This is a genomic window from Pseudomonas putida group bacterium ESBL64 (genome assembly GCF_045277175.1).
GTDB lineage: Bacteria > Pseudomonadota > Gammaproteobacteria > Pseudomonadales > Pseudomonadaceae > Aquipseudomonas > Aquipseudomonas alloputida.
The window spans coordinates 2566791-2587075 of the sequence record NZ_CP145799.1; the positions used below are offsets into that span (position 1 = coordinate 2566791).

The 20285-nt window shown below is 61.8% G+C and carries 16 protein-coding genes and 1 pseudogene; 11 read left to right on the forward strand and 6 right to left on the reverse strand.

Annotated elements, in window-relative coordinates:
- Positions 1-714 precede the first annotated feature (714 nt).
- The 3 genes from V6093_RS11740 to V6093_RS11750 all read left to right on the forward strand — a co-directional run bounded on the left by V6093_RS11740 (position 715) and on the right by V6093_RS11750 (position 5556).
- Positions 715-3594 (forward strand): ribonucleoside-diphosphate reductase subunit alpha, encoded by a 2880-nt coding sequence (locus V6093_RS11740; protein WP_406669801.1) that lies wholly within the window; start codon positions 715-717, stop codon positions 3592-3594.
- Between the two features lie 139 nt (positions 3595-3733).
- On the forward strand, positions 3734-3865 hold the full coding sequence (locus V6093_RS11745) for a hypothetical protein (RefSeq protein WP_003254821.1): 132 nt from the start codon (positions 3734-3736) through the stop codon (positions 3863-3865).
- A 440-nt stretch (positions 3866-4305) separates the two neighbouring features.
- The gene (locus V6093_RS11750; RefSeq protein ID WP_003254823.1) at positions 4306-5556 is read left to right on the forward strand and encodes a ribonucleotide-diphosphate reductase subunit beta; all 1251 of its coding nucleotides are present in this window, start codon (positions 4306-4308) and stop codon (positions 5554-5556) included.
- Between the two features lie 437 nt (positions 5557-5993).
- Here the strand turns inward: V6093_RS11750 and V6093_RS11755 are convergent.
- Together V6093_RS11755 and V6093_RS11760 are read right to left on the reverse strand one after the other, a co-directional pair.
- Positions 5994-6281: pseudogene (locus tag V6093_RS11755) on the reverse strand (type II toxin-antitoxin system RelE family toxin).
- Positions 6271-6510 (reverse strand): type II toxin-antitoxin system RelB/DinJ family antitoxin, encoded by a 240-nt coding sequence (locus V6093_RS11760; protein WP_003254825.1) that lies wholly within the window; start codon positions 6508-6510, stop codon positions 6271-6273. The pseudogene V6093_RS11755 and the gene V6093_RS11760 overlap by 11 nt, the downstream one beginning before the upstream one ends.
- 759 nt (positions 6511-7269) lie before the next feature.
- Here V6093_RS11760 and V6093_RS11765 point away from each other — a divergent pair.
- The 8 genes from V6093_RS11765 to V6093_RS11800 all read left to right on the forward strand — a co-directional run bounded on the left by V6093_RS11765 (position 7270) and on the right by V6093_RS11800 (position 15709).
- The gene (locus V6093_RS11765) at positions 7270-8508 is read left to right on the forward strand and encodes an OprD family porin (RefSeq protein WP_004577198.1); all 1239 of its coding nucleotides are present in this window, start codon (positions 7270-7272) and stop codon (positions 8506-8508) included.
- A gap of 707 nt (positions 8509-9215) precedes the next feature.
- The gene (locus V6093_RS11770) at positions 9216-10022 is read left to right on the forward strand and encodes an NAD(P)-dependent oxidoreductase (RefSeq protein WP_003254828.1); all 807 of its coding nucleotides are present in this window, start codon (positions 9216-9218) and stop codon (positions 10020-10022) included.
- Between the two features lie 22 nt (positions 10023-10044).
- Positions 10045-10926, forward strand: a complete 882-nt coding sequence (locus V6093_RS11775; protein ID WP_406669802.1) for an SMP-30/gluconolactonase/LRE family protein — start codon at positions 10045-10047, stop codon at positions 10924-10926.
- Between the two features lie 64 nt (positions 10927-10990).
- Positions 10991-11962 carry a TRAP transporter substrate-binding protein gene (locus tag V6093_RS11780; RefSeq protein WP_064492306.1) on the forward strand — a complete coding sequence of 324 codons (972 nt, stop codon included), beginning with the start codon at positions 10991-10993 and terminating at the stop codon, positions 11960-11962.
- A gap of 66 nt (positions 11963-12028) precedes the next feature.
- The gene (locus tag V6093_RS11785; RefSeq protein ID WP_003254832.1) at positions 12029-12556 is read left to right on the forward strand and encodes a TRAP transporter small permease; all 528 of its coding nucleotides are present in this window, start codon (positions 12029-12031) and stop codon (positions 12554-12556) included.
- Positions 12557-13837 carry a TRAP transporter large permease gene (locus tag V6093_RS11790; protein WP_003254833.1) on the forward strand — a complete coding sequence of 427 codons (1281 nt, stop codon included), beginning with the start codon at positions 12557-12559 and terminating at the stop codon, positions 13835-13837. It begins immediately after the preceding gene.
- A 54-nt stretch (positions 13838-13891) separates the two neighbouring features.
- The gene (locus V6093_RS11795) at positions 13892-14815 is read left to right on the forward strand and encodes an EamA family transporter (protein WP_003254835.1); all 924 of its coding nucleotides are present in this window, start codon (positions 13892-13894) and stop codon (positions 14813-14815) included.
- 24 nt (positions 14816-14839) lie between these two features.
- Positions 14840-15709, forward strand: coding sequence for an aldose 1-epimerase (locus tag V6093_RS11800; RefSeq protein WP_406669803.1), 870 nt, complete (start codon positions 14840-14842; stop codon positions 15707-15709).
- A gap of 73 nt (positions 15710-15782) precedes the next feature.
- Here the strand turns inward: V6093_RS11800 and V6093_RS11805 are convergent, their stop codons facing one another.
- The 4 genes from V6093_RS11805 to V6093_RS11820 all read right to left on the reverse strand — a co-directional run bounded on the left by V6093_RS11805 (position 15783) and on the right by V6093_RS11820 (position 20207).
- A complete protein-coding gene (locus V6093_RS11805; RefSeq protein ID WP_047603509.1) occupies positions 15783-16679 on the reverse strand; it encodes a LysR family transcriptional regulator in 897 nt (298 codons plus the stop codon).
- 108 nt (positions 16680-16787) lie between these two features.
- Complete coding sequence (locus V6093_RS11810; protein WP_108078066.1) at positions 16788-18824, reverse strand: pyridoxamine 5'-phosphate oxidase family protein; 2037 nt, start codon at positions 18822-18824, stop codon at positions 16788-16790.
- A 27-nt stretch (positions 18825-18851) separates the two neighbouring features.
- Positions 18852-19481 (reverse strand): glutathione S-transferase family protein, encoded by a 630-nt coding sequence (locus V6093_RS11815; protein ID WP_012051444.1) that lies wholly within the window; start codon positions 19479-19481, stop codon positions 18852-18854.
- Between the two features lie 174 nt (positions 19482-19655).
- A complete protein-coding gene (locus tag V6093_RS11820) occupies positions 19656-20207 on the reverse strand; it encodes a UPF0149 family protein (RefSeq protein WP_012051443.1) in 552 nt (183 codons plus the stop codon).
- Positions 20208-20285 lie beyond the last annotated feature (78 nt).

Below are 20285 nucleotides of genomic sequence, written 5' to 3' on the forward strand. Positions count from 1 at the left end.
GGCAGCTGAGAGTATGAATGTAGATGGGGGGCCCTGCGAGACCGAGCGCCCCGCGGACGGTGCTCGATCTCCCAGGCACCCCAGATCTTCAGACACGCCCTACCGCCCCCTCGACTGAACCGTTTTTTGTGACAGGCTTCGCGCCCCAAAAAAACTGCCCAAGGGCGTCACGGTGCAGAAAAATACTGCAAACCACTTGGCACAAGGCCTACAGCGAATACCCACCATTCACTCACAAAGTACACACAACTTATCCACAGGCGCTCGCCTTGCAAAGCCCCCAATACCGCATTATCTTGTATCCCGATCGCAGCGAACCACTAGATATAGGGGTTCGTGCAAAATCACACACAAAAGTCAACCCGCAAGATCAAGCGATTTTCCGGGTGGAACTTCAGGTGATTTCAGCAGCCAAACCGCTCCTGCGGAGGCGACCGAGGCAAGCCCTTCCAGGGCCTTGTTCGGGCATGGGTGTTGCAGGCCAGCCCTGGCATCCATCAGCAACAGATTTTGGGCCCCGCCCAAAACCTTTGACTTCGGCCAGGGAGCGGCAAGCCATTGCCCCTAATTCCTGAGTCTGTCCCGAAGTCGGTACGCCCGTGCGGGCGGATGCGCATGCTTTGTGCATCCCCGCAAGGCCATCGAGCAAGTGGACGGAACGGTGGGCGCCCATAGGGCGCCTGAACAATATAGAAATTGTGGAGACACCCACCCATGCAAACCGACACAACTCGCGAGAACCCGCAGGCCAAGGTGCCGCAGGCCGCCGATTCCAACCAGGATCTGGCTGCCACCGCCCCTGGCCAACTGCGCGTGATCAAGCGTAACGGCACTGTCGTCCCTTACACCGACGACAAGATCACCGTCGCCATCACCAAGGCGTTCCTCGCAGTTGAAGGCGGCACTGCCGCCGCTTCGTCGCGCATCCACGACACCGTCGCGCGCCTGACCGAGCAGGTTACCGCCACGTTCAAGCGTCGCATGCCATCGGGTGGCACCATCCACATCGAAGAAATCCAGGACCAGGTCGAACTGGCCCTGATGCGCGCCGGCGAGCAGAAAGTTGCCCGCGACTACGTGATCTACCGTGACCAGCGCGCCAAGGAGCGTGCCACCCGCGCCAACACCGACGCCGTGGTCGAGCCGCACCCGAGCATCCGCATCACCCTGGCTGACGGCAGCCTGGCGCCGCTCGACATGGCCCGCCTGAACACCATCATCAGCGAAGCCTGCGAAGGCCTGGCCGAAGTCGATGGCGACCTGATCCAGCGCGAAACCCTGAAGAACCTGTACGACGGCGTGGCCATCAAGGACGTCAACACCGCCCTGGTGATGACCGCCCGTACCCTGGTGGAGCGCGAGCCGAACTACTCGTTCGTTACCGCCCGCCTGCTGATGGACACCCTGCGCGCCGAAGGCCTGGGCTTCCTGAATGTAGCCGACAGCGCCACCCACCACGAAATGGCTGACCTGTACGCCAAGGCCCTGCCGGCCTACGTCGCCAAAGGTATCGAGTTCGAGCTGCTGAACCCGGCCCTGGCCGACTTCGACCTGGAAAAACTGGGCAAGGCGATCAACCACGAGCGCGACCAGCAGTTCACCTACCTGGGCCTGCAAACCCTGTACGACCGCTACTTCATCCACAAGGATGGCGTGCGCTTCGAGCTGCCGCAGGTGTTCTTCATGCGTGTGGCGATGGGCCTGGCGCTGGAAGAGAAAGACAAGGAAGCCCGTGCGATCGAGTTCTACAACCTGTTGTCGTCGTTCGACTACATGGCCTCGACCCCGACCCTGTTCAACGCCGGTACCCTGCGCCCGCAGCTGTCCAGCTGCTACCTGACCACCGTGCCGGACGACCTGTCGGGCATCTACCACGCGATCCACGACAACGCCATGCTGTCGAAATTCGCCGGCGGCCTGGGCAACGACTGGACCCCGGTCCGTGCACTGGGCTCGTACATCAAGGGCACCAACGGTAAATCCCAGGGCGTCGTCCCGTTCCTGAAAGTGGTCAACGACACCGCCGTTGCCGTGAACCAGGGTGGCAAGCGCAAAGGCGCTGTATGTGCCTACCTGGAAACCTGGCACCTGGACATCGAAGAATTCATCGAGCTGCGCAAGAACACCGGTGATGACCGCCGTCGTACCCACGACATGAACACCGCCAACTGGATCCCTGACCTGTTCATGAAGCGTGTCTTCGATGACGGCAAGTGGACCCTGTTCTCGCCTTCGGAAGTGCCAGACCTGCACGACCTGACCGGCAAGGCCTTCGAAGAGCGCTACGAGTACTACGAAGCCCTGACCGAGTACAACAAGATCAAGGTGTTCAAGACCATCCAGGCCAAAGACCTGTGGCGCAAGATGCTGTCGATGCTGTTCGAGACCGGCCACCCATGGCTGACCTTCAAGGACCCGTGCAACCTGCGTTCGCCGCAGCAGCACGTGGGCGTGGTCCACAGCTCGAACCTGTGCACCGAAATCACCCTGAACACCAACAAGGACGAGATCGCAGTCTGCAACCTGGGCTCGATCAACCTGCCGAACCACATCGTCGACGGCAAGCTGGACACTGCCAAGCTGCAGCGTACCGTGAACACCGCCGTGCGCATGCTCGACAACGTGATCGACATCAACTACTACTCGGTGCCGCAAGCGCGTAACTCGAACTTCAAGCACCGTCCGGTCGGCCTGGGCATCATGGGCTTCCAGGATGCGCTGTACCTGCAGCACATTCCTTACGGTTCCGATGCTGCCGTCGAGTTTGCCGACAAGTCGATGGAAGCGGTCAGCTACTACGCCATCCAGGCTTCTTGCGACCTGGCCGATGAACGCGGCGCCTACGAGACCTTCCAGGGTTCGCTGTGGTCCAAGGGCATCCTGCCGCTGGATTCGCAACAGATCCTGATCGAGGCCCGTGGCCAGAAGTACATCGACGTCAACCTGGAAGAAACCCTGGACTGGGCGCCGGTACGTGCCCGCGTGCAGAAAGGTATTCGTAACTCGAACATCATGGCCATCGCGCCAACCGCGACCATCGCCAACATCACTGGCGTGTCGCAGTCGATCGAGCCTACCTACCAGAACCTGTACGTGAAATCGAACCTGTCGGGCGAATTCACCGTGATCAACCCGTACCTGGTTCGCGACCTCAAGGCCCGCGACCTGTGGGACTCGGTCATGATCAACGACCTGAAGTACTACGACGGTTCGGTACAGCAGATCGAGCGTATCCCGCAAGAGCTGAAAGACCTGTACGCCACTGCGTTCGAAGTCGAGACCAAGTGGATTGTCGACGCGGCTTCCCGTCGCCAGAAGTGGATCGACCAGGCGCAGTCGCTGAACCTGTACATTGCGGGTGCATCGGGCAAGAAGCTGGACGTGACCTACCGCATGGCCTGGTACCGTGGCCTGAAAACCACCTACTACCTCCGTGCCCTGGCCGCCACCAGCACCGAGAAGTCGACCATCAACACCGGCAAGCTCAACGCCGTTTCCAGCGGTGGCGACAGCGCCCCGGTCCAGGCAGCCGGCCCAGCGCCAGTGCCGAAGGCCTGCGCGATCGACGAGCCTGACTGCGAAGCCTGCCAGTAAGGCCTGAATGCCGTGCGGGGTGCCTACGGGTGCCCCGCGCGGCATTTTTGTATCCGCGCCTCAGAGAAACCTTGCCCTTTGCCCACTGTTCACGCAGCTCGGTAAAAGAACAGGACCTCTCAAAAAAGGATGTACGCCCATGGCGCGGAAAAAACTGGCATCTCGCAAGATTGGTCGCAACGCAGAAACCGGCCGTTTCACCTCAGTGGAACAGGCACGCAAGCACCCCAAGACACACATTGTCGAAACGCTGTATACCCACCGTAGCTAGTGGTAGCTGGCCTCATCGCCGGCCAGCCCGCGGCGAGGCCGGCTTTGCAACACAGCCCTCAAGAAACACCATATGATGTGCCTTGAAATTTAAACTGGCACAACATATAGGTTGGCGCTACACTCTCCCCCCGTAGAAGAAGCCACCTTTTTCGTGAACGGACGCACGCCAAACCGGTCGAAAAAGTTACCCTCGCCGGCGACACACGCGCCCCGATCGAAGGTGAATTCCGGTATACTCTGCGCCCTCTGAAAAGAGCACCTATTCAATTGTCCTGGCCCCTCCCAGAGGCCTGGCCAGGTACAAGCCAGAACACATTCAGATGTAAACGAGAGTCAGCCTCTCGAGCTGTCCATTCGCCGTTACGGCCTTGCGTCAGGCATCACATTCTTAAAATCCAACCGGTTGCCCCAGGGCGACCCTCAAGCAGGAGCCAAACCATGCTGAGCTGGGACGAATTCGACAAAGAAGACGGCGAAGTAGCCGCCAAAGGCAACACCCCTGCGCAGGCCGCTGCCGCCGCCACCCTCGACAAGCTCGACAGCGCCGGTGGTGCCGCCGCCCTGGAGGCCCGTGCGGCCACCGCTTCTGACTCCGAAGCCGTCAAACGTGCCAAGGCTGCCCTCGACGCCCTCGACGTTGCCGAAGGCCTGGCCGAGCTGGAAGGTTCCTCGGCCCGCGTTGCAGTCGATGAAAAGCGCATGATCAACTGCCGCGCCGACCTCAACCAGCTGGTACCGTTCAAGTACGACTGGGCCTGGCAGAAGTACCTGGACGGCTGCGCCAACCACTGGATGCCGCAAGAGGTCAACATGACCGCCGACATCGCCCTGTGGAAGAGCCAGGACGGCCTGACCGAAGACGAGCGCCGCATCGTCATGCGCAACCTCGGCTTCTTCTCCACCGCCGACTCGCTGGTTGCCAACAACCTGGCCCTGGCCGTGTACCGCCTGATCACCAACCCGGAGTGCCGCCAGTACATCCTGCGCCAGGCCTTCGAAGAGGCGATCCACACCCACGCCTACCAGTACTGCATCGAGTCGCTGGGCATGGATGAAGGCGAGATCTTCAACATGTACCACGAGATCCCGTCGGTCGCTAAAAAAGCCGCCTGGGGCCTGAAGTACACCCGCGCCATCTCCGACCCGGAATTCAACACCGGCACCGTCGAAACCGACAAAGAGCTGCTGCGCAACCTGATCGCCTACTACTGCGTCCTGGAAGGCATCTTCTTCTACTGCGGCTTCACCCAGATCCTGTCCATGGGCCGCCGCAACAAGATGACCGGCGTGGCCGAGCAGTTCCAGTACATCCTGCGTGACGAGTCGATGCACCTGAACTTCGGTATCGACGTGATCAACCAGATCAAGATCGAGAACCCGCACCTGTGGGATGCGGCGATGAAGGAAGAAGCGACCCAGATGATCCTGCAAGGGACCCAGCTGGAGATCGAATACGCCCGAGACACCATGCCACGCGGCGTGCTGGGCATGAACGCAGCGATGATGGAGGACTACCTCAAGTTCATCGCCAACCGTCGTCTGACCCAGATTGGCCTGAAGGAAGAGTACCCAGGGACTACCAACCCGTTCCCTTGGATGAGCGAAATCATGGACTTGAAGAAAGAGAAGAACTTCTTTGAGACGCGTGTGATTGAGTATCAGACCGGTGGGGCGTTGAGCTGGGACTGATCGTCCGGGCTGAGCATCGAGAAGGCTGCCGATTGGCAGCCTTTTTTTATGATTTTCCCCGAGAGTCCTGACGTCAGTTACGAAGATTGATTTCTTAATCCTATAAAAGACCGCCCCTGCGAAGGCCCATGTGAACAGGGGACCATTTATTGCCTGTGCTGGCCTCTTCGCGGGTGAACCCGCTCCTACAGAGATCGCAGTTTGCCGGGGTTACCTGGCAAGCTGGTCTGCCTGACTTGGCAATGAGCCCTCTGGGCTGATGGGGGACCTGTGCGGGTTCATCGAGGCGTTGAACCGCCGCGAACACCGGCGAAGCCGGTGCCATACACCGAGTCGGATTCTTCGCGGGCAAGCCCGCTCCCACCGAAGCACAGCTCTAGCTTTGAGGCGGTGTTTTACCTTGAGATTTCGGCCTGGGGCTGCCAAACCCTATAGGCCTACTCAAGTCGCTCAGCAGCCTTTTTGTAAGCTTGGTCCCGCTCACGGCGATCGACAGCGACGACAAAAACCACGATCTCTTGGTCAATGACCTGATAAACCAGCCTGTACCCGCTGCTGCGAAGCTTTATTTTGTAGCAATCCGGCAGCGAGTGAAGGCGGTTTGCCTCGATTCAAGGTTTCAGCAGGACCTCTGCCAGTTTCTTCTTGAACTGCTGACGCACGGTATCGCCCAGCTTCTTCCACTCTTTCAATGCGCGGGCATCGAAGTCGAGGCTATAGGTCATCCAGCTTTACCCTCACGCGCTGCGGAGAAGCAAGCCGCTCTTGTACGGTAGCAATGAGATCTTCATCTTCCTCGGTCATCAGGACCGGCCGGAAGGGTAGCTTGCCCCGCTCAGCTACATATTGCAGGGCCTGGCGCATGAGTTCGGAGGGGGTGACACCGAGGCGATCGAGCTCTTTGTAGGCGCGGGCTTTGAGATCATCGTCGACGCGGATATTGATAGAAGCCATGACATAGCCCTCATGTAAAGACGATTGTCATTACACTGCACTGATCGTGGGGACTCTGCAATGGCAGTTTGTCTGCCGGAAGTGACCACAGCGCCATTCCCTTCAAATGAAGAGGCCTCGCCCCTGCCGACAGGAGGGGTACGGCACCAGCAAGGATGCCGGGACTGGACATGCCAGTCTACGTGGTCAAGGGCGAGGCCAGATCTGAAGATAGCGCAGGCTCGGGGATGGGGCCACCGCAGTTACGATTTGATTTTTAACCCTGCCCCCGGTTTGCGGTGCGAGGCGGCCAATGGGGTGGATGGCACGGGCTTTACCCGTGTTCGCGGGCAAGCCCGCTCCTACCAGTAGATCGTGTACGTGCGTGGCATGGTGCATGGCAGTTGTAGTATGTCTGCAGCGCGTTCAGGGTAGAGCCTCTGCCGCTCAGTTTTTGGCGTCTAGTACCCTATTTGCTCTGCGATCAGCCGTTGACAGCCCTCCTCCCCCTTGCTAATAATCGCCCACAGTTGTACGACAACGCATAACAAAAACAACAATCAGTGGACGAACTTATGTCGACATCCATCCCGCTACACCTACGTCTGTTGCATACCCCTCTTCCCCCGGCCAGCTCGCGTAAACCTGCCAGTACGTAGCGCCCGGTTACCGCGCATTCACCCCTGGCCCTGACCGGCCCGTTATCTACCCGCCCCTGCCGCAGGCCGCTTGCGCGTGCCCGGTGGACGGGCTGCCACACCCTTAGGGAGCACAACAATAATGAAAATCTGCCACACCCTACCCTTCGCCCTGCTTGGCGCCGGGGTTATCGCCGGCCTGCCGGGCACCAGCCTGGCAGCGGGATTTGTCGAGGACAGCAAGGCCACCCTCGGGCTGCGCAACTTCTACATCAACCGCAACTTCACCAACCCCAGCAACCCACAGAGCAAGGCCGAGGAGTGGACGCAAAGCTTCATCCTCGATGCCCGCTCGGGGTTCACCGAAGGGCCAATCGGCTTCGGCGTGGATGTGCTGGGGCTGTGGTCGGTCAAACTCGACGGCGGTGGCGGTACCTATGGCACGGCGTTGCTGCCACGCCATGACGATGGCAAGCCGGCAGACGACTACGGGCGCCTGGCAGTGGCGGGCAAGGCGCGTATTTCCAAGACCGAACTGAAGATCGGTGAATGGATGCCGGTACTGCCGATTCTGCGTTCGGACGACGGGCGTTCGTTGCCACAGACGTTCCGTGGCGGGCAGGTTACCTCCAACGAAATCGCAGGGCTGACCCTGTACGGCGGCCAGTTCCGCGGCAACAGCCCGCGTAACGACGCGAGCATGGAAGACATGAGCTACGGCGGCGGCGTGTCGGACCGTTTCAACTTCGTCGGCGGCGAGTACAAGTTCAACCAGGACCGCACGCTGGTGGGGCTTTGGAATGCGGTGCTGAAGGACGTGTACCAGCAGCAATACCTGCAACTGAGCCACAGCCAGCCGGTGGGTGACTGGACCCTGGGTGCGAACCTGGGCTACTTCCATGGCGACGAGGACGGCTCCGAACGCGCCGGGCAGCTGGACAACAAGACCTACTCGGGGATGTTCTCGGCCAAGTACGGTGGCAGCACCTTCTGGGTGGGGCTGCAGAAAGTCGATGGTGATACCTGGATGCGGGTGAACGGCACCAGTGGCGGGACCTTGGCCAACGACAGTTACAACTCCAGCTTCGACAATGCCAACGAGCGTTCGTGGCAGGTGCGCCATGACTTCAACTTCGTCACCGTCGGGGTGCCAGGGCTGACCTTGATGAACCGCTACATCAGCGGGCGCGATGTGCACAGCGGGGGGGTGACCGATGGCAAGGAGTGGGTGCGTGAAACGGAGCTTGCGTATGTGATCCAGAGCGGGGCATTCAAGGATTTGAGTGTGAAATGGCGTAACTCGTCGATTCGCCGGGATTACAGCAATAACGAGTTTGATGAGAACCGGTTGATCTTCAACTACCCATTGTCGTTGCTCTGATCAAGACCTGCGGGTTTACCCGCGAATACGGTGGTGGCGGCAACGGTGAGCGGCGGGTGGAGATTGGCCAGCAGGGCCGGCCCTTTCGCGGGTGAACCCGCTCCTACGACGACCTGTGTCCAACCACCGACCTGTGTCCACCATTGATCAGGTGTAGGAGCGGGTTTACCCGCGAATACGGTAGCGGCGGCAACGGCGAACGGCGGGTGAAAACTGGCCAGCAGGGCCGGCCCTTTCGCGGGTAAACCCGCTCCTACACAGCGGCCTGCGCCCAACCACCGACCTGTGTCCACCCTCGATCTGGTGTAGGAGCGGGTTTACCCGCGAATACGGTACCGGCGGCAACGGCGAACGGCGGGTGAAAATTGGCCAGCAGGGCCGGCCCTTTCGCGGGTAAACCCGCTCCTACACAGCGGCCTGCGCCCAACCACCGACCTGTGTCCACCCTCGATCTGGTGTAGGAGCGGGTTTACCCGCGAATACGGTGGCGGCGACAACGGTGAACGGCGGGTGGAGATTGGCCAGCAGGGCCGGCCCTTTCGCGGGTAAACCCGCTCCTACGGGCGACCGCGCAGGCCTTTCGCCCTTTCTTACCCGCGAAAAGGCCGGCAAAAGCCGCCCAAGCCTCATTGACAACACACAGAACCACCGCCAATAATCACCCAAGTCATACGACAACCTACAACAACTAACAACAAGAGCCGGCCATGACCACTACCCCCTTCAATCGCCTGCTGCTCACTGGAGCCGCAGGCGGCCTGGGCAAGGTCCTTCGCGAACGCCTGAAAGGCTACGCCGAGGTCCTGCGCCTTTCCGACATCAGCCCCATGGCGCCTGCTGCTGGCCCGCATGAGGAAGTCATCACCTGCGACCTGGCCGACAAGGCTGCGGTGCATGCACTGGTCGAAGGCGTGGACGCCATCATCCACTTTGGCGGGGTTTCTACCGAACACGCCTTCGAAGAGATTCTCGGCCCCAATATCTGCGGCGTGTTCCACGTGTATGAGGCGGCGCGCAAGCACGGGGTCAAGCGCATCATCTTCGCCAGCTCCAACCACACCATCGGTTTCTACCGCCAGGATGAGCGCATCGACGCTCACGCGCCACGCCGTCCCGACAGCTATTACGGGCTGTCCAAGTGCTACGGCGAAGATGTGGCCAGCTTCTACTTTGACCGCTACGGCATCGAGACCGTCAGCATTCGCATCGGCTCGTCGTTCCCGCAGCCACAGAACCCGCGCATGCTCTGCACCTGGCTGAGCTATGACGACTTGGTGCAACTGATCGAACGTGGCCTATCGACGCCCGACGTTGGCCATACCATCGTCTACGGCGCCTCCGACAATCGCACCGTGTGGTGGGACAACCGCCATGCCGCGCACCTGGGCTATGTGCCCAAGGACAGCTCGGAAGCCTTCCGCGCAGCCGTGGAGGCCCAACCGGCACCCGCCGCCGATGACCCGAGCATGGTCTACCAGGGCGGCGCTTTCGCCGTGGCCGGCCCGTTCAACTGACCCCACGCCAGGAGGCACGGCCATGAACTGCGAACTGATCGTCGACGCCCGTAACGGTACCGGCGAAAGCCCTGTGTGGCACCCCGGTGAACAGGCCCTGTACTGGGTAGACATTCCCGCTCGCCAATTGCATCGCTGGCAAGCGGCCGATGGCAAACACCAGTTCTGGCAAGGCGACGAGATGCTGGCCTGCATCGCCCGCAGCGGTCAGGGCTGGGTTGCGGGTATGGAAAGCGGCATCTTTCAGCTCCAGGCCAGGGCGGACGGCAGCCTGGACAGCCGGCTGCTCAGCAACGTGCAGCACGCCCAGGCCGGCATGCGCTTCAACGATGGCCGCTGCGACCGTCAGGGCCGCTTCTGGGCCGGGACCATGCTGCTGGACATGCAGCAAGGCGCCCATGTGGGTGCGCTGTACCGGCATGACGGCGAAGGCCACCTGCACCTGCAGCAGGACGGCATGATCGTGCCCAACGGCCTGGCGTTCAGCCCCGACGGCAAGCGCATGTACCTGTCCGACTCACACCCCAACGTGCAGAAGGTGTGGGCCTTCGACTACGACACCGACAGCGGCACGCCGCACAACAAGCGGCTGTTCGTCGACATGCGCGGCTACCCAGGGCGCCCCGACGGCGCCGCGATCGACCAGGATGGCTGCTACTGGATCTGCGGCAACGACGCCGGGCAAGTTCACCGCTTCACCCCTGACGGGCGCCTCGACCGCTCGCTCAGCGTACCGGTGAACAAGCCGGCCATGTGCGCCTTTGGTGGCGCCAACCTCGACACCCTGTACGTCACTTCGATTCGCCCCGCGGGCATCGACCTCGGCGACCAGCCACTGGCTGGCGGGGTATTTGCCCTCAACCCTGGCACCAAGGGCCTGGAGGAACCTGCCTACCGGGGCTGAGCCCCACTGCCACACCCACACTTGCACGCCCGAAACCGGATAATAAAAACCACGGAGTTTCATCATGACGTTCAAACGCAAGCTGCTTCTTGCCGTACTCCCGTTCGCCTTCAGCGTGGCCATGCCCGCCTCGGCGCTGGACATCAAGTTCGCCGAAATCCACCCGGCCGGCTACCCGACCGTGGTCGCCGAGCAGAACATGGGTAAAAAGCTGGAACAGGCCAGCAATGGCGACATTACCTTCAAGATGTTCGCCGGCGGCGTGCTGGGATCGGAAAAGGAAGTGATCGAACAGGCTCAGATCGGCGCCGTGCAGATGACCCGCGTCAGCCTGGGGATCGTCGGCCCGGTAGTGCCGGATGTGAACGTGTTCAACATGCCGTTCGTGTTCCGCGACCATGATCACATGCGCAAGATCATCGATGGCGAGATCGGCCAGGAGATCCTCGACAAGATCACCAACTCCGACTTCAACCTGGTGGCCTTGGCCTGGATGGACGGCGGCTCGCGCAGCATCTACACCAAAAAGCCGGTGCGCAGCCTGGAAGACCTCAAAGGCATGAAGATTCGCGTACAGGGCAACCCGCTGTTCATCGACATGATGAACGCCATGGGCGGCAACGGTATCGCCATGGACACCGGGGAAATCTTCAGTGCCCTGCAAACCGGCGTGATCGACGGCGCCGAGAACAACCCGCCGACCTTGCTTGAGCACAACCATTTCCAGAGCGCCAAGTACTACACCCTGACCGGCCACCTGATCCTGCCGGAGCCGGTGGTGATGTCCAAGACCACCTGGAACAAGCTCACTCCGGAGCAGCAGGTGCTGGTGAAAAAGGTCGCGCGCGAAGCACAGATGGAAGAGCGTGCGCTGTGGGACGCCAAGTCTGCCGCCAGCGAAGAGAAGCTCAAGGCCGCCGGTGTCGAGTTCATCACTGTCGATAAGAAACCGTTCTTCGAAGCCACCGCATCGGTACGCGAGAAGTACGGCGCGCCGTACGCCGACCTGATGAAGCGTATCGACGCCGTCCAGTAATACCAGCCCCTTCCAAGACGACCTCGGCAGTGCGGCCGCCGCCGCCCTGCCGCTTTGGTGATGCCTATGAAATCGCTTTTCCTGAGCGTGAACGACACGCTGTACCGCAGTTGCATCTGGATCGCGGGCCTGTCGATCCTGGCCATGACGCTGATCATCCCGTGGGGCATCTTCGCCCGCTACGTGCTGGGCACCGGCTCCAGCTGGCCAGAGCCAGTCTCTATCCTGCTGATGGTGGTATTCACCTTCGTTGGTGCCGCCGCCAGCTATCGCGCCGGGGCGCATATGGCGGTGGGGATGATTACCGACCGGTTGCCGCCGCTGCAGCGCCAGCTGGTCGCCCTGCTGGTACAACTGCTGATGATCGTGGTGTGCGTGTTCATGACCTATTACGGCACCCGGCTGTGCATCACCACCTGGAACCAGTCGCTGGCCTCGCTGCCCGGTGTGCGGGTCGGCATGACTTACGCGCCGATCCCGGTCGGCGGCGTGCTGACGCTGGTGTTCGTGCTGGAAAAACTCCTGCTGGGCGATCAGAGCAACCGCAAGGTCGTGCGCTTTGATCTGGTCGAAGAAAACGAAGGAGCTGCGTAAATGGAAGCGTTCATTCTGTTGGGCAGTTTCATCGTGCTGATTCTGATCGGCATGCCGGTAGCCTACGCCCTGGGCCTGTCGGCACTGATCGGCGCCTGGTGGATCGACATCCCGCTGCAGGCGATGATGATCCAGGTGGCCAGTGGGGTTAACAAGTTCTCGCTGCTGGCCATTCCATTCTTCGTGCTGGCCGGCGCGATCATGGCCGAAGGCGGCATGTCACGCCGGCTGGTGGCCTTTGCCGGGGTGCTGGTGGGCTTCGTGCGTGGCGGGCTGTCGCTGGTCAACATCATGGCCTCGACCTTCTTCGGTGCGATTTCCGGCTCGTCGGTAGCCGATACCGCCTCGGTGGGCTCGGTGCTGATCCCGGAGATGGAGCGCAAAGGCTACCCGCGTGAATTTTCCACCGCCGTGACCGTCAGCGGCTCGGTGCAGGCGCTGCTGACCCCGCCCAGCCACAACTCGGTGCTGTACTCGCTGGCGGCGGGCGGCACGGTGTCGATCGCCTCGCTGTTCATGGCGGGGGTGATGCCCGGCCTGCTGCTGAGCGCGGTGATGATGGGCCTGTGCCTGTTGTTCGCCAAGAAGCGCAACTACCCCAAGGGCGAAGTGATCCCGCTGCGCCAGGCGCTGAAAATTGCCGGTGAGGCGCTGTGGGGCCTGATGGCCATGGTCATCATCCTCGGCGGTATCCTGTCGGGGGTGTTCACCGCCACCGAATCGGCAGCCGTGGCAGTGGTGTGGTCATTCTTCGTGACCATGTTCATCTACCGCGACTACAAGTGGCGCGACCTGCCCAAGCTGATGCACCGCACAGTACGGACCATCTCCATCGTGATGATCCTGATCGGCTTTGCCGCCAGCTTCGGCTACGTAATGACGCTAATGCAGATCCCGTCGAAGATCACCACGGCGTTCCTGACCCTGTCGGACAACCGCTACGTGATCCTGATGTGCATCAACTTCATGTTGTTGCTGCTGGGCACGGTGATGGACATGGCGCCGCTGATCCTGATCCTTACGCCGATCCTGCTGCCGGTGATTACCGGTATCGGCGTGGACCCGGTGCACTTTGGCATGATCATGTTGGTGAACCTGGGTATCGGGCTGATCACCCCGCCGGTGGGAGCGGTGTTGTTTGTCGGCTCGGCCATCGGCAAGGTGAGTATCGAGTCGACGGTGAAGGCGCTGATGCCGTTCTACCTGGCGCTGTTCCTGGTGCTGATGGCAGTGACTTACATTCCAGCGATCTCGCTGTGGCTGCCTAGCGTGGTGCTGTAATTATGAACGGGGGCCGCTTGGCGGCCCCTGGGCTCTTGCAAATGGATCCTGCACATGGCTGTTCCCTCCTCGGCTGTACCGCTTTTCCCCCGCAAACTGGCCATCGCCCTGCTCGCCCTGCTGGCCTGTTCATTCGCTGGCAACCACATCGCCGCGCGCATCGCCTTCGATGACGGCACCGGCGTGCTGCTGGCGATTCTCTGCCGCTCAGGCATCACGTTCCTGGTACTGGCCGGGCTGCTGCTGTGGCAACGCCAGGCCCTGGCCCTGCCCGCTGGTGCGCGCCGGTGGCAGTTGCTGCTCGGCCTGCTGATTGCCACCCAGAGCCTGTGCCTGTACTCGGCGGTGGCGCGTATTCCAGTGGCTTTGGCGCTGCTGGTGGGCAACACCTTCCCGATGCTGCTGGCGCTGCTCACCTGGGCGCTGGGCGGCGCACGCCCCACGGGCCGCACCGTGCTGTTCATGGGCCTGATCCTGTGCGGCCTGGTGCTGGCGCTGGATGTGCCGGCACGCCTGGCCGACAGCGCTGCGGCCAACCCGCACTGGGTGCCAGGGGTCAGCCTGGCCTTCGGCGCCGCCTGTGCCTTTGCCTGTGCCTTGTGGATCACCGACCATAAACTGGCCAGCGTGCGCGGCCCCGTGCGCAGCCTGCTGACTTTGCTGATCGTGTTCTCCAGCATGCTGGTTGCAGGCGCAAGCGGCGTGATGCCGTCCGGTTTGTCACTGCCAGGCAGCAGCAGTGGCTGGGCGGCCTTGGCCAGCCTGGTAGTGCTGTATGGCTTGGCCTTCACCTTGCTGTTCGTTTGTGTGCCAAGGCTGAACATGGCGCAGAACGCCCCCGTGATGAACGTCGAACCCATCGCCACGCTACTGCTGGGCTGGGCCTTGCTCGACCAGCAACTGGGCACCCTGCAATTACTCGGCGGCGCGGTGGTGGTGTGCGGCATCGTGCTGCTCACCTACCGTCGGGCCAATTGATCGTTCATTTAAATGGAGCCCTGAATGTCTGTGACCGAACTGCACCTGCAGGACCGCCTGACCCGCCTGAGCCTGGCTCCGGAGTTGGGCGCCAGCCTGGTCAACTGGGAAGTGAAAGCGACCGGGCAAGCGCTGCTGCGCCATTCCGACCTGGCCGCACTGGAAAGTGGTACGCCACGACGCCTCGCCTGCTACCCACTGGCGCCTTGGTCCAACCGCATTGGCGAGGGTGGCTTTGTCCGGCCCGAGGGGTGGCAGGCACTGGCACCGAATACCGGGCATGACCCTTACCCGATCCATGGCAGTGCCTGGCAACAGGCCTGGCAGGTGGAGCATCACAGTGAACAGCGAGCACGGCTGACGCTAGACAGTGCTGTGCCGTTTGCTTACCGGGCCACGCTGGATGTGCATCTGCATGAGGGGTGCCTGAACCTGGACCTGCATGTAACCCATCTGGATGAGTCGGCCAACTGGTACGGGTTGGGGTTGCACCCTTACTTTCCGCGGTATCCCGATACCAAGTTGTACGCATCGGCACGCAAAGTGTGGCTGGCCGAGGATGGGCGGTTGCCGTCGTACCAGGCCGAGGTGCCCGAACAATGGCGCTTCAATGCCATGGGGCGTTTACCCGAGACAGTGGTTGATCACGCCTTCAATGGCTGGCCAGGGGAGTGTGTGATCGAACAGCCCAGCGCGGGTTATCGACTGGCGTGCAGTGCCAATGGGGCCGAACACTTCTTGCTGTATTGCCCGCAGGGGCAAGGTTTTTTCTGCTTTGAACCTGTTAGCCACCCAATCAATGCGCATCACCTGCCAGGGCGACCAGGGTTGCGGTTGCTGAACTGGGGGGAGGCAATGACCCTGGGGTTCAGGATGCAGTATCGGGCGTTGTGAGCGGGCTGCCTGAAAAAGGGCCGTCACGATAGCGAACATTGTCTGGCGCCATTTCTCGACGCGCTGCACGACCTCAATCCAGCTGCTGATCGCGCAAGTCTTGCGCCAGCATGTCGATAAAGGCCCTGACCTTGGCCGAGCCGTACTTGCTTTCGCGGTGCAGCACATGAATGGGCCAGGGCGCCTCTTCGTACTCGGCCAGCAGCACCTGTAACTCCCCGCTAGCCAGTTCGTCCGCCACCTGGTACGACAGCAGCCGGGCAATCCCCAGCCCGCCGCTGGCAGCTGCGATTGCCCCGTCATTGCTGGTTACCGTCAGCCGTGGCTTCATGCGCACCAAGGTAGGTTCGTCGGTCACTCCGAAGCGCCAACCCGCACGCGGCGACAGGTTGGTGGTGCCGATTATCGCATGCCCGGCCAGGTCCGACGGATGCTTCGGCACACCATGGCGCGCCAGGTAGTCGGGCGAGGCACACAACATGCGCCGCACCCTGCCCACCCGCAACGCCTTCAACCCGGAGTCGGGCAACGGCCCGATGCGCACGGCCACGTCCATGCCCTCCTCGACCATGTTCACCACGCGGTCGAGAAAAAACGCGGAAACGTCGACTTCCGGGTACTGCTGCAGGTAACGGACGATGCACGGCATGACGAACTTCTTGCCGAACAAAATCGGCGCGGTCACCGCCAGGTCGCCCCTGGGCGTCGCGTTGATGCCGGCAGCGGCTTCATTGGCCTCGTGAATACTGGCGAGAATGTGCCGGGTGTCTTCCAGATAGCGGCCGCCGGCCTCGGTCAGACGCACGCTGCGGGTTGTACGCAGCAACAGTTTGACCCCGAGCTGCTCTTCCAGGGCGCTGACGGCGCGGGTGACGGCGGCCGCAGAAATGTCCAGACGGCGGGCAGCCGCGGCGAAGCTTTCCAGCTCGCCGACGGCGACGAATACCTTCATCAGGTGGATCTGGTCCATGCGGGCTCCTGAGGGTAATGGGGCGTGCGGATTATCGTTCATCTGGATGCGTGGTGTTAGCTGTGCCGGCCTCTTCGCGGGCAAGCCCGCTCCTACGACTGGCTTGAATCAGACATCCAGCACCAACGCCTGCATCCCCTCCTCCCCCTTCGCTGGCACAGCACAACAGATCAGCACCGACCCTGCCTCCGGCAACTCTGCCGGCGGATTCGGATAATGCACCTGGCCGCTCACCAGCCGGGTCTTGCAGGTACCACACGAACCACCCCGGCAACTGAACTCCGGTGCCAGCCCACGCGCCTCGGCCAGTTCCAGCAAGGTGCCGCTACCGGGAACCCAGCGAGCCTCCTTGGCCGACGCAGCAAAATACACCGGCACCGGTTCGTCGGCGGCAGGCGGCTGTTGCAAGATTGGCTGGTCTGCGTCGGTGTGCCGCCGCAGCGTCGACGGGCCAAACGCTTCGGCGTGAATCCGCGCATCCGGCACATGCACCCCACGCAGCCCTTCGTAAAGCTGCTGGGTGAAGCTGCCCGGACCACACAGGTAGAAATCGTAGTCGTCCAACGCCAGCGTTGCCTTGACCTGTTCGATACCCAACCGGCCGGCAAACTCGTAATCACGACCGACCTGCGCGTGCCCGTCAGGCTGGCTCAGGGCGCGGTGTATATGCAGTAGTTCGCCAGCCTGTTGCTGCAAGGTCGCCAGTTCCTGCTGGAACGGCAAGTCGGCCAGGCTGCGTGCGCCATGGAACAGATGAATGCGCCGGGCCTGCCCCGTCCTCAACTGCTGACGCAGCATGGCCAGCAACGGCGTGATGCCCACGCCCGCGCCGATCAGCACCAACGGGCGCGTGCTTTGCTGATCAAGCGTGAAGCTGCCCATCGGCGGCCGCACATTCAACACCTCGCCGGCCACAACGTGCTCATGCAAATACCGCGAAGCCGGGCCCTGGGCTTTGACGCTGATGCGCAAGAATCCATCGTCGGGGGCACTTGAAAGGCTGTAGGTGCGGATCAGCGCCGGCTCGCCATCACGCGTCACCTGCACAGGCAGATGCTGGCCAGGGGCAAAGGCCACACGGCAGCCTGCCGGTGGTTCGAGATAGAACGAGCGGATGTCGCGGCTTTCCTGCTCCACCCGCAGCACCCGCCAGGCCAGCCATTGGCGCTGTTGTCGCCGCTGCTCCAGGCGCGCATCGGCCTCGGCCCAGGTACCGGTCATCAGACTGGTCGGCGCGTATTCCTTGAAAGCCCAGCGCAGGGCAACGGCTGCCGGACGCCACACCACCTGCTCGACCTGCAGTGTCCATAACCGCTCAGCCCCTTCAAAGGCCTGGATGGCCGGGCTGTCCAGCAGCACCTCGGCACGCCCGTACAGTTGCAACACATTGCCATTATTGAAGTCGATGAACAGCAAGCCGGCCCGCGGGTTGACCACCAGATTACCCAAGGTGTTGAAATGCAGATTGCCAGCATAGTCGGGAATCGTCAGCCGATTGCCTTCGACCTTGATGAACCCTGGCCGGCCACCACGGTGAGAGACATCTACCGAGCGCTGGCCGTCAGCATGCTCGACATAGCTGGCGACGAAGAAGGTATCGGCCGCCTGGATCATGCTGACGGTCGAGGTATCCAGTGTTGTCGCATCGATGCGCCCGAGGGCGGGTTCGGTGACGCGGGTGTAGTCACGCAACTGGATGTACTGCGGGCAGTTGCCAAACGCCTGCTCTACGGCCACGTGCAGTTGCCCTTGGGCAGCGTGGCGGATCTGCCCGTTGATGCGATTGCGCCGACGGGTGTGCAGTTCGATCCCCAGCAGGCCGACCGCCTGCCCGGCTGCCAACCCGGGGGTGGCGGGGTCATCTGCCGGCAACGTGGTGTGGATCGTCAGCATACGAGGGTCAGGCGAGCTTACGAACCCTTCTGGCCCTTCCAGCAGCGTGGCCCAAGGCCGACCCTGGGCATCCACACTGGCGGCGACCATGAAGGGTAACTGGTGATAGAACGTCCGGTGCTGGTCGGGCATGTGGTCACGAATGACCTTTTGCCCGAACGCCTCCATGCGTTCTGCTACACCGACCTTTTCCTGCAGGGTCTTTTCACCCGTATGCCAGGGCGAGGGGCGGTGATCAGGAGATTGTTGCATGGCGGCGCTCCTCGCGATGGCGGGGTTTCAGGCGTGGGTTTGCAGCCCGATCACGGTGCGCGGCATGGGGACGAAACGCGGCAGCGCCTCGATCCGCGCCAGCCAGTTGCGCACATTGGCATAGGGCTCCAGCGACACGTTGCCTTCAGGGGCGTGAGCGATGTAGGAGTAGTTGGCAATGTCCGCAATCGTGGGTGTGCTACCCGCCAGGAATGGCGTCTTCGCCAACTCGGCATCGATCACCTTGAGCAAGGTGTGGGCACGGGAAATCACTTCGTCGGCATTGAATGAAGCCCCGAACACCGTGACCAGGCGGGCGGCGGCCGGGCCAAAGGCCAGCGGGCCGGCAGCGACTGATAACCAGCGTTGCACACGGGCGGCGGCGGCAGGTTCTTCGGGCAGCCACGCGCCGTTGTCATACTTTTTGGCCAGGTAGACGAGGATGGCGTTGGAGTCGGCAATCACCGTGCCGTTGTCATCAATGACCGGAACCTGGCCGAACGGGTTGAGGGCGAGGAAGTCCGGCTGCTTGTGCGCGCCTTTGGCCAGGTCGACGAACACCAGCTCGGTGGGCAGGTTCAGTAGCGAGAGCATCAACTCGATGCGATGAGCATGGCCAGACTTGGGGAAGTTGTAGAGCTTGATCGGGTTCGACATGGGCTTGGTTCCTGGTCAGCGCCGGGATGGGGCTGATGGAGCACATGCTGCACTGGATCGGCTGGTAGCAGAATCAGTGCGCAGGGGAAACCATAATTTCGCGGGGCGGAATAATGGTTTCCAAACACTTGCGCTGGCGCCGGCAGGTGAGCACTAGCTCATGCAGATATCAGATCAGTGCCGCTTTTTGAAATGTCGGTACAGCCCGCGCGCAGCCTCGACCACCTGCGGCACACAGGCCTGGATATCCTCTTCGCTCATCTGGTCCAGCAGCTCGAAATTATCCTCCAGCCCATGTAGCGAAATGGCCTTGAGCAGCGGGTCCTGCTCCGGTGGCAACTCGCCCCAACCGGCAATCTGGGTACCGCGCATGTAGCCGAAACACCACTCCTCCATCACGATCACAGTGCCCTGTTCGCCCTCGCTTTCCTCGAACAGCGGCTCGAACTGGTCGACACCATTGCTGAGTTCTTCTGCCACCTGGCTGGCATAACGCAGCATCAATGCCGTGTAGGCCTCCTCATGCGCGGGCTTCTTGAACTTCGGTACCTTGCCACCCGCCACCGCGGGCAGCCATTGCTCCGGGTGGACAGTGATCGGCGAACTGGCCAGCGCGACGAAAAAGCCATTGAGCTCGGCCAGGTTCAGCACCGAGTAGTCATTGCCATAGGTGATCAGCAGGTCTTCGAGGCGGTCGAGTTCTTTTTTGCTGAGTACGGGGAGCATGGGTAAAAATCCTGGGGAGCAAAAGTGTGTGCACCCTAGCACAGCAACGCCGGAAGGGCTGCCCGCGCGAACGACTGC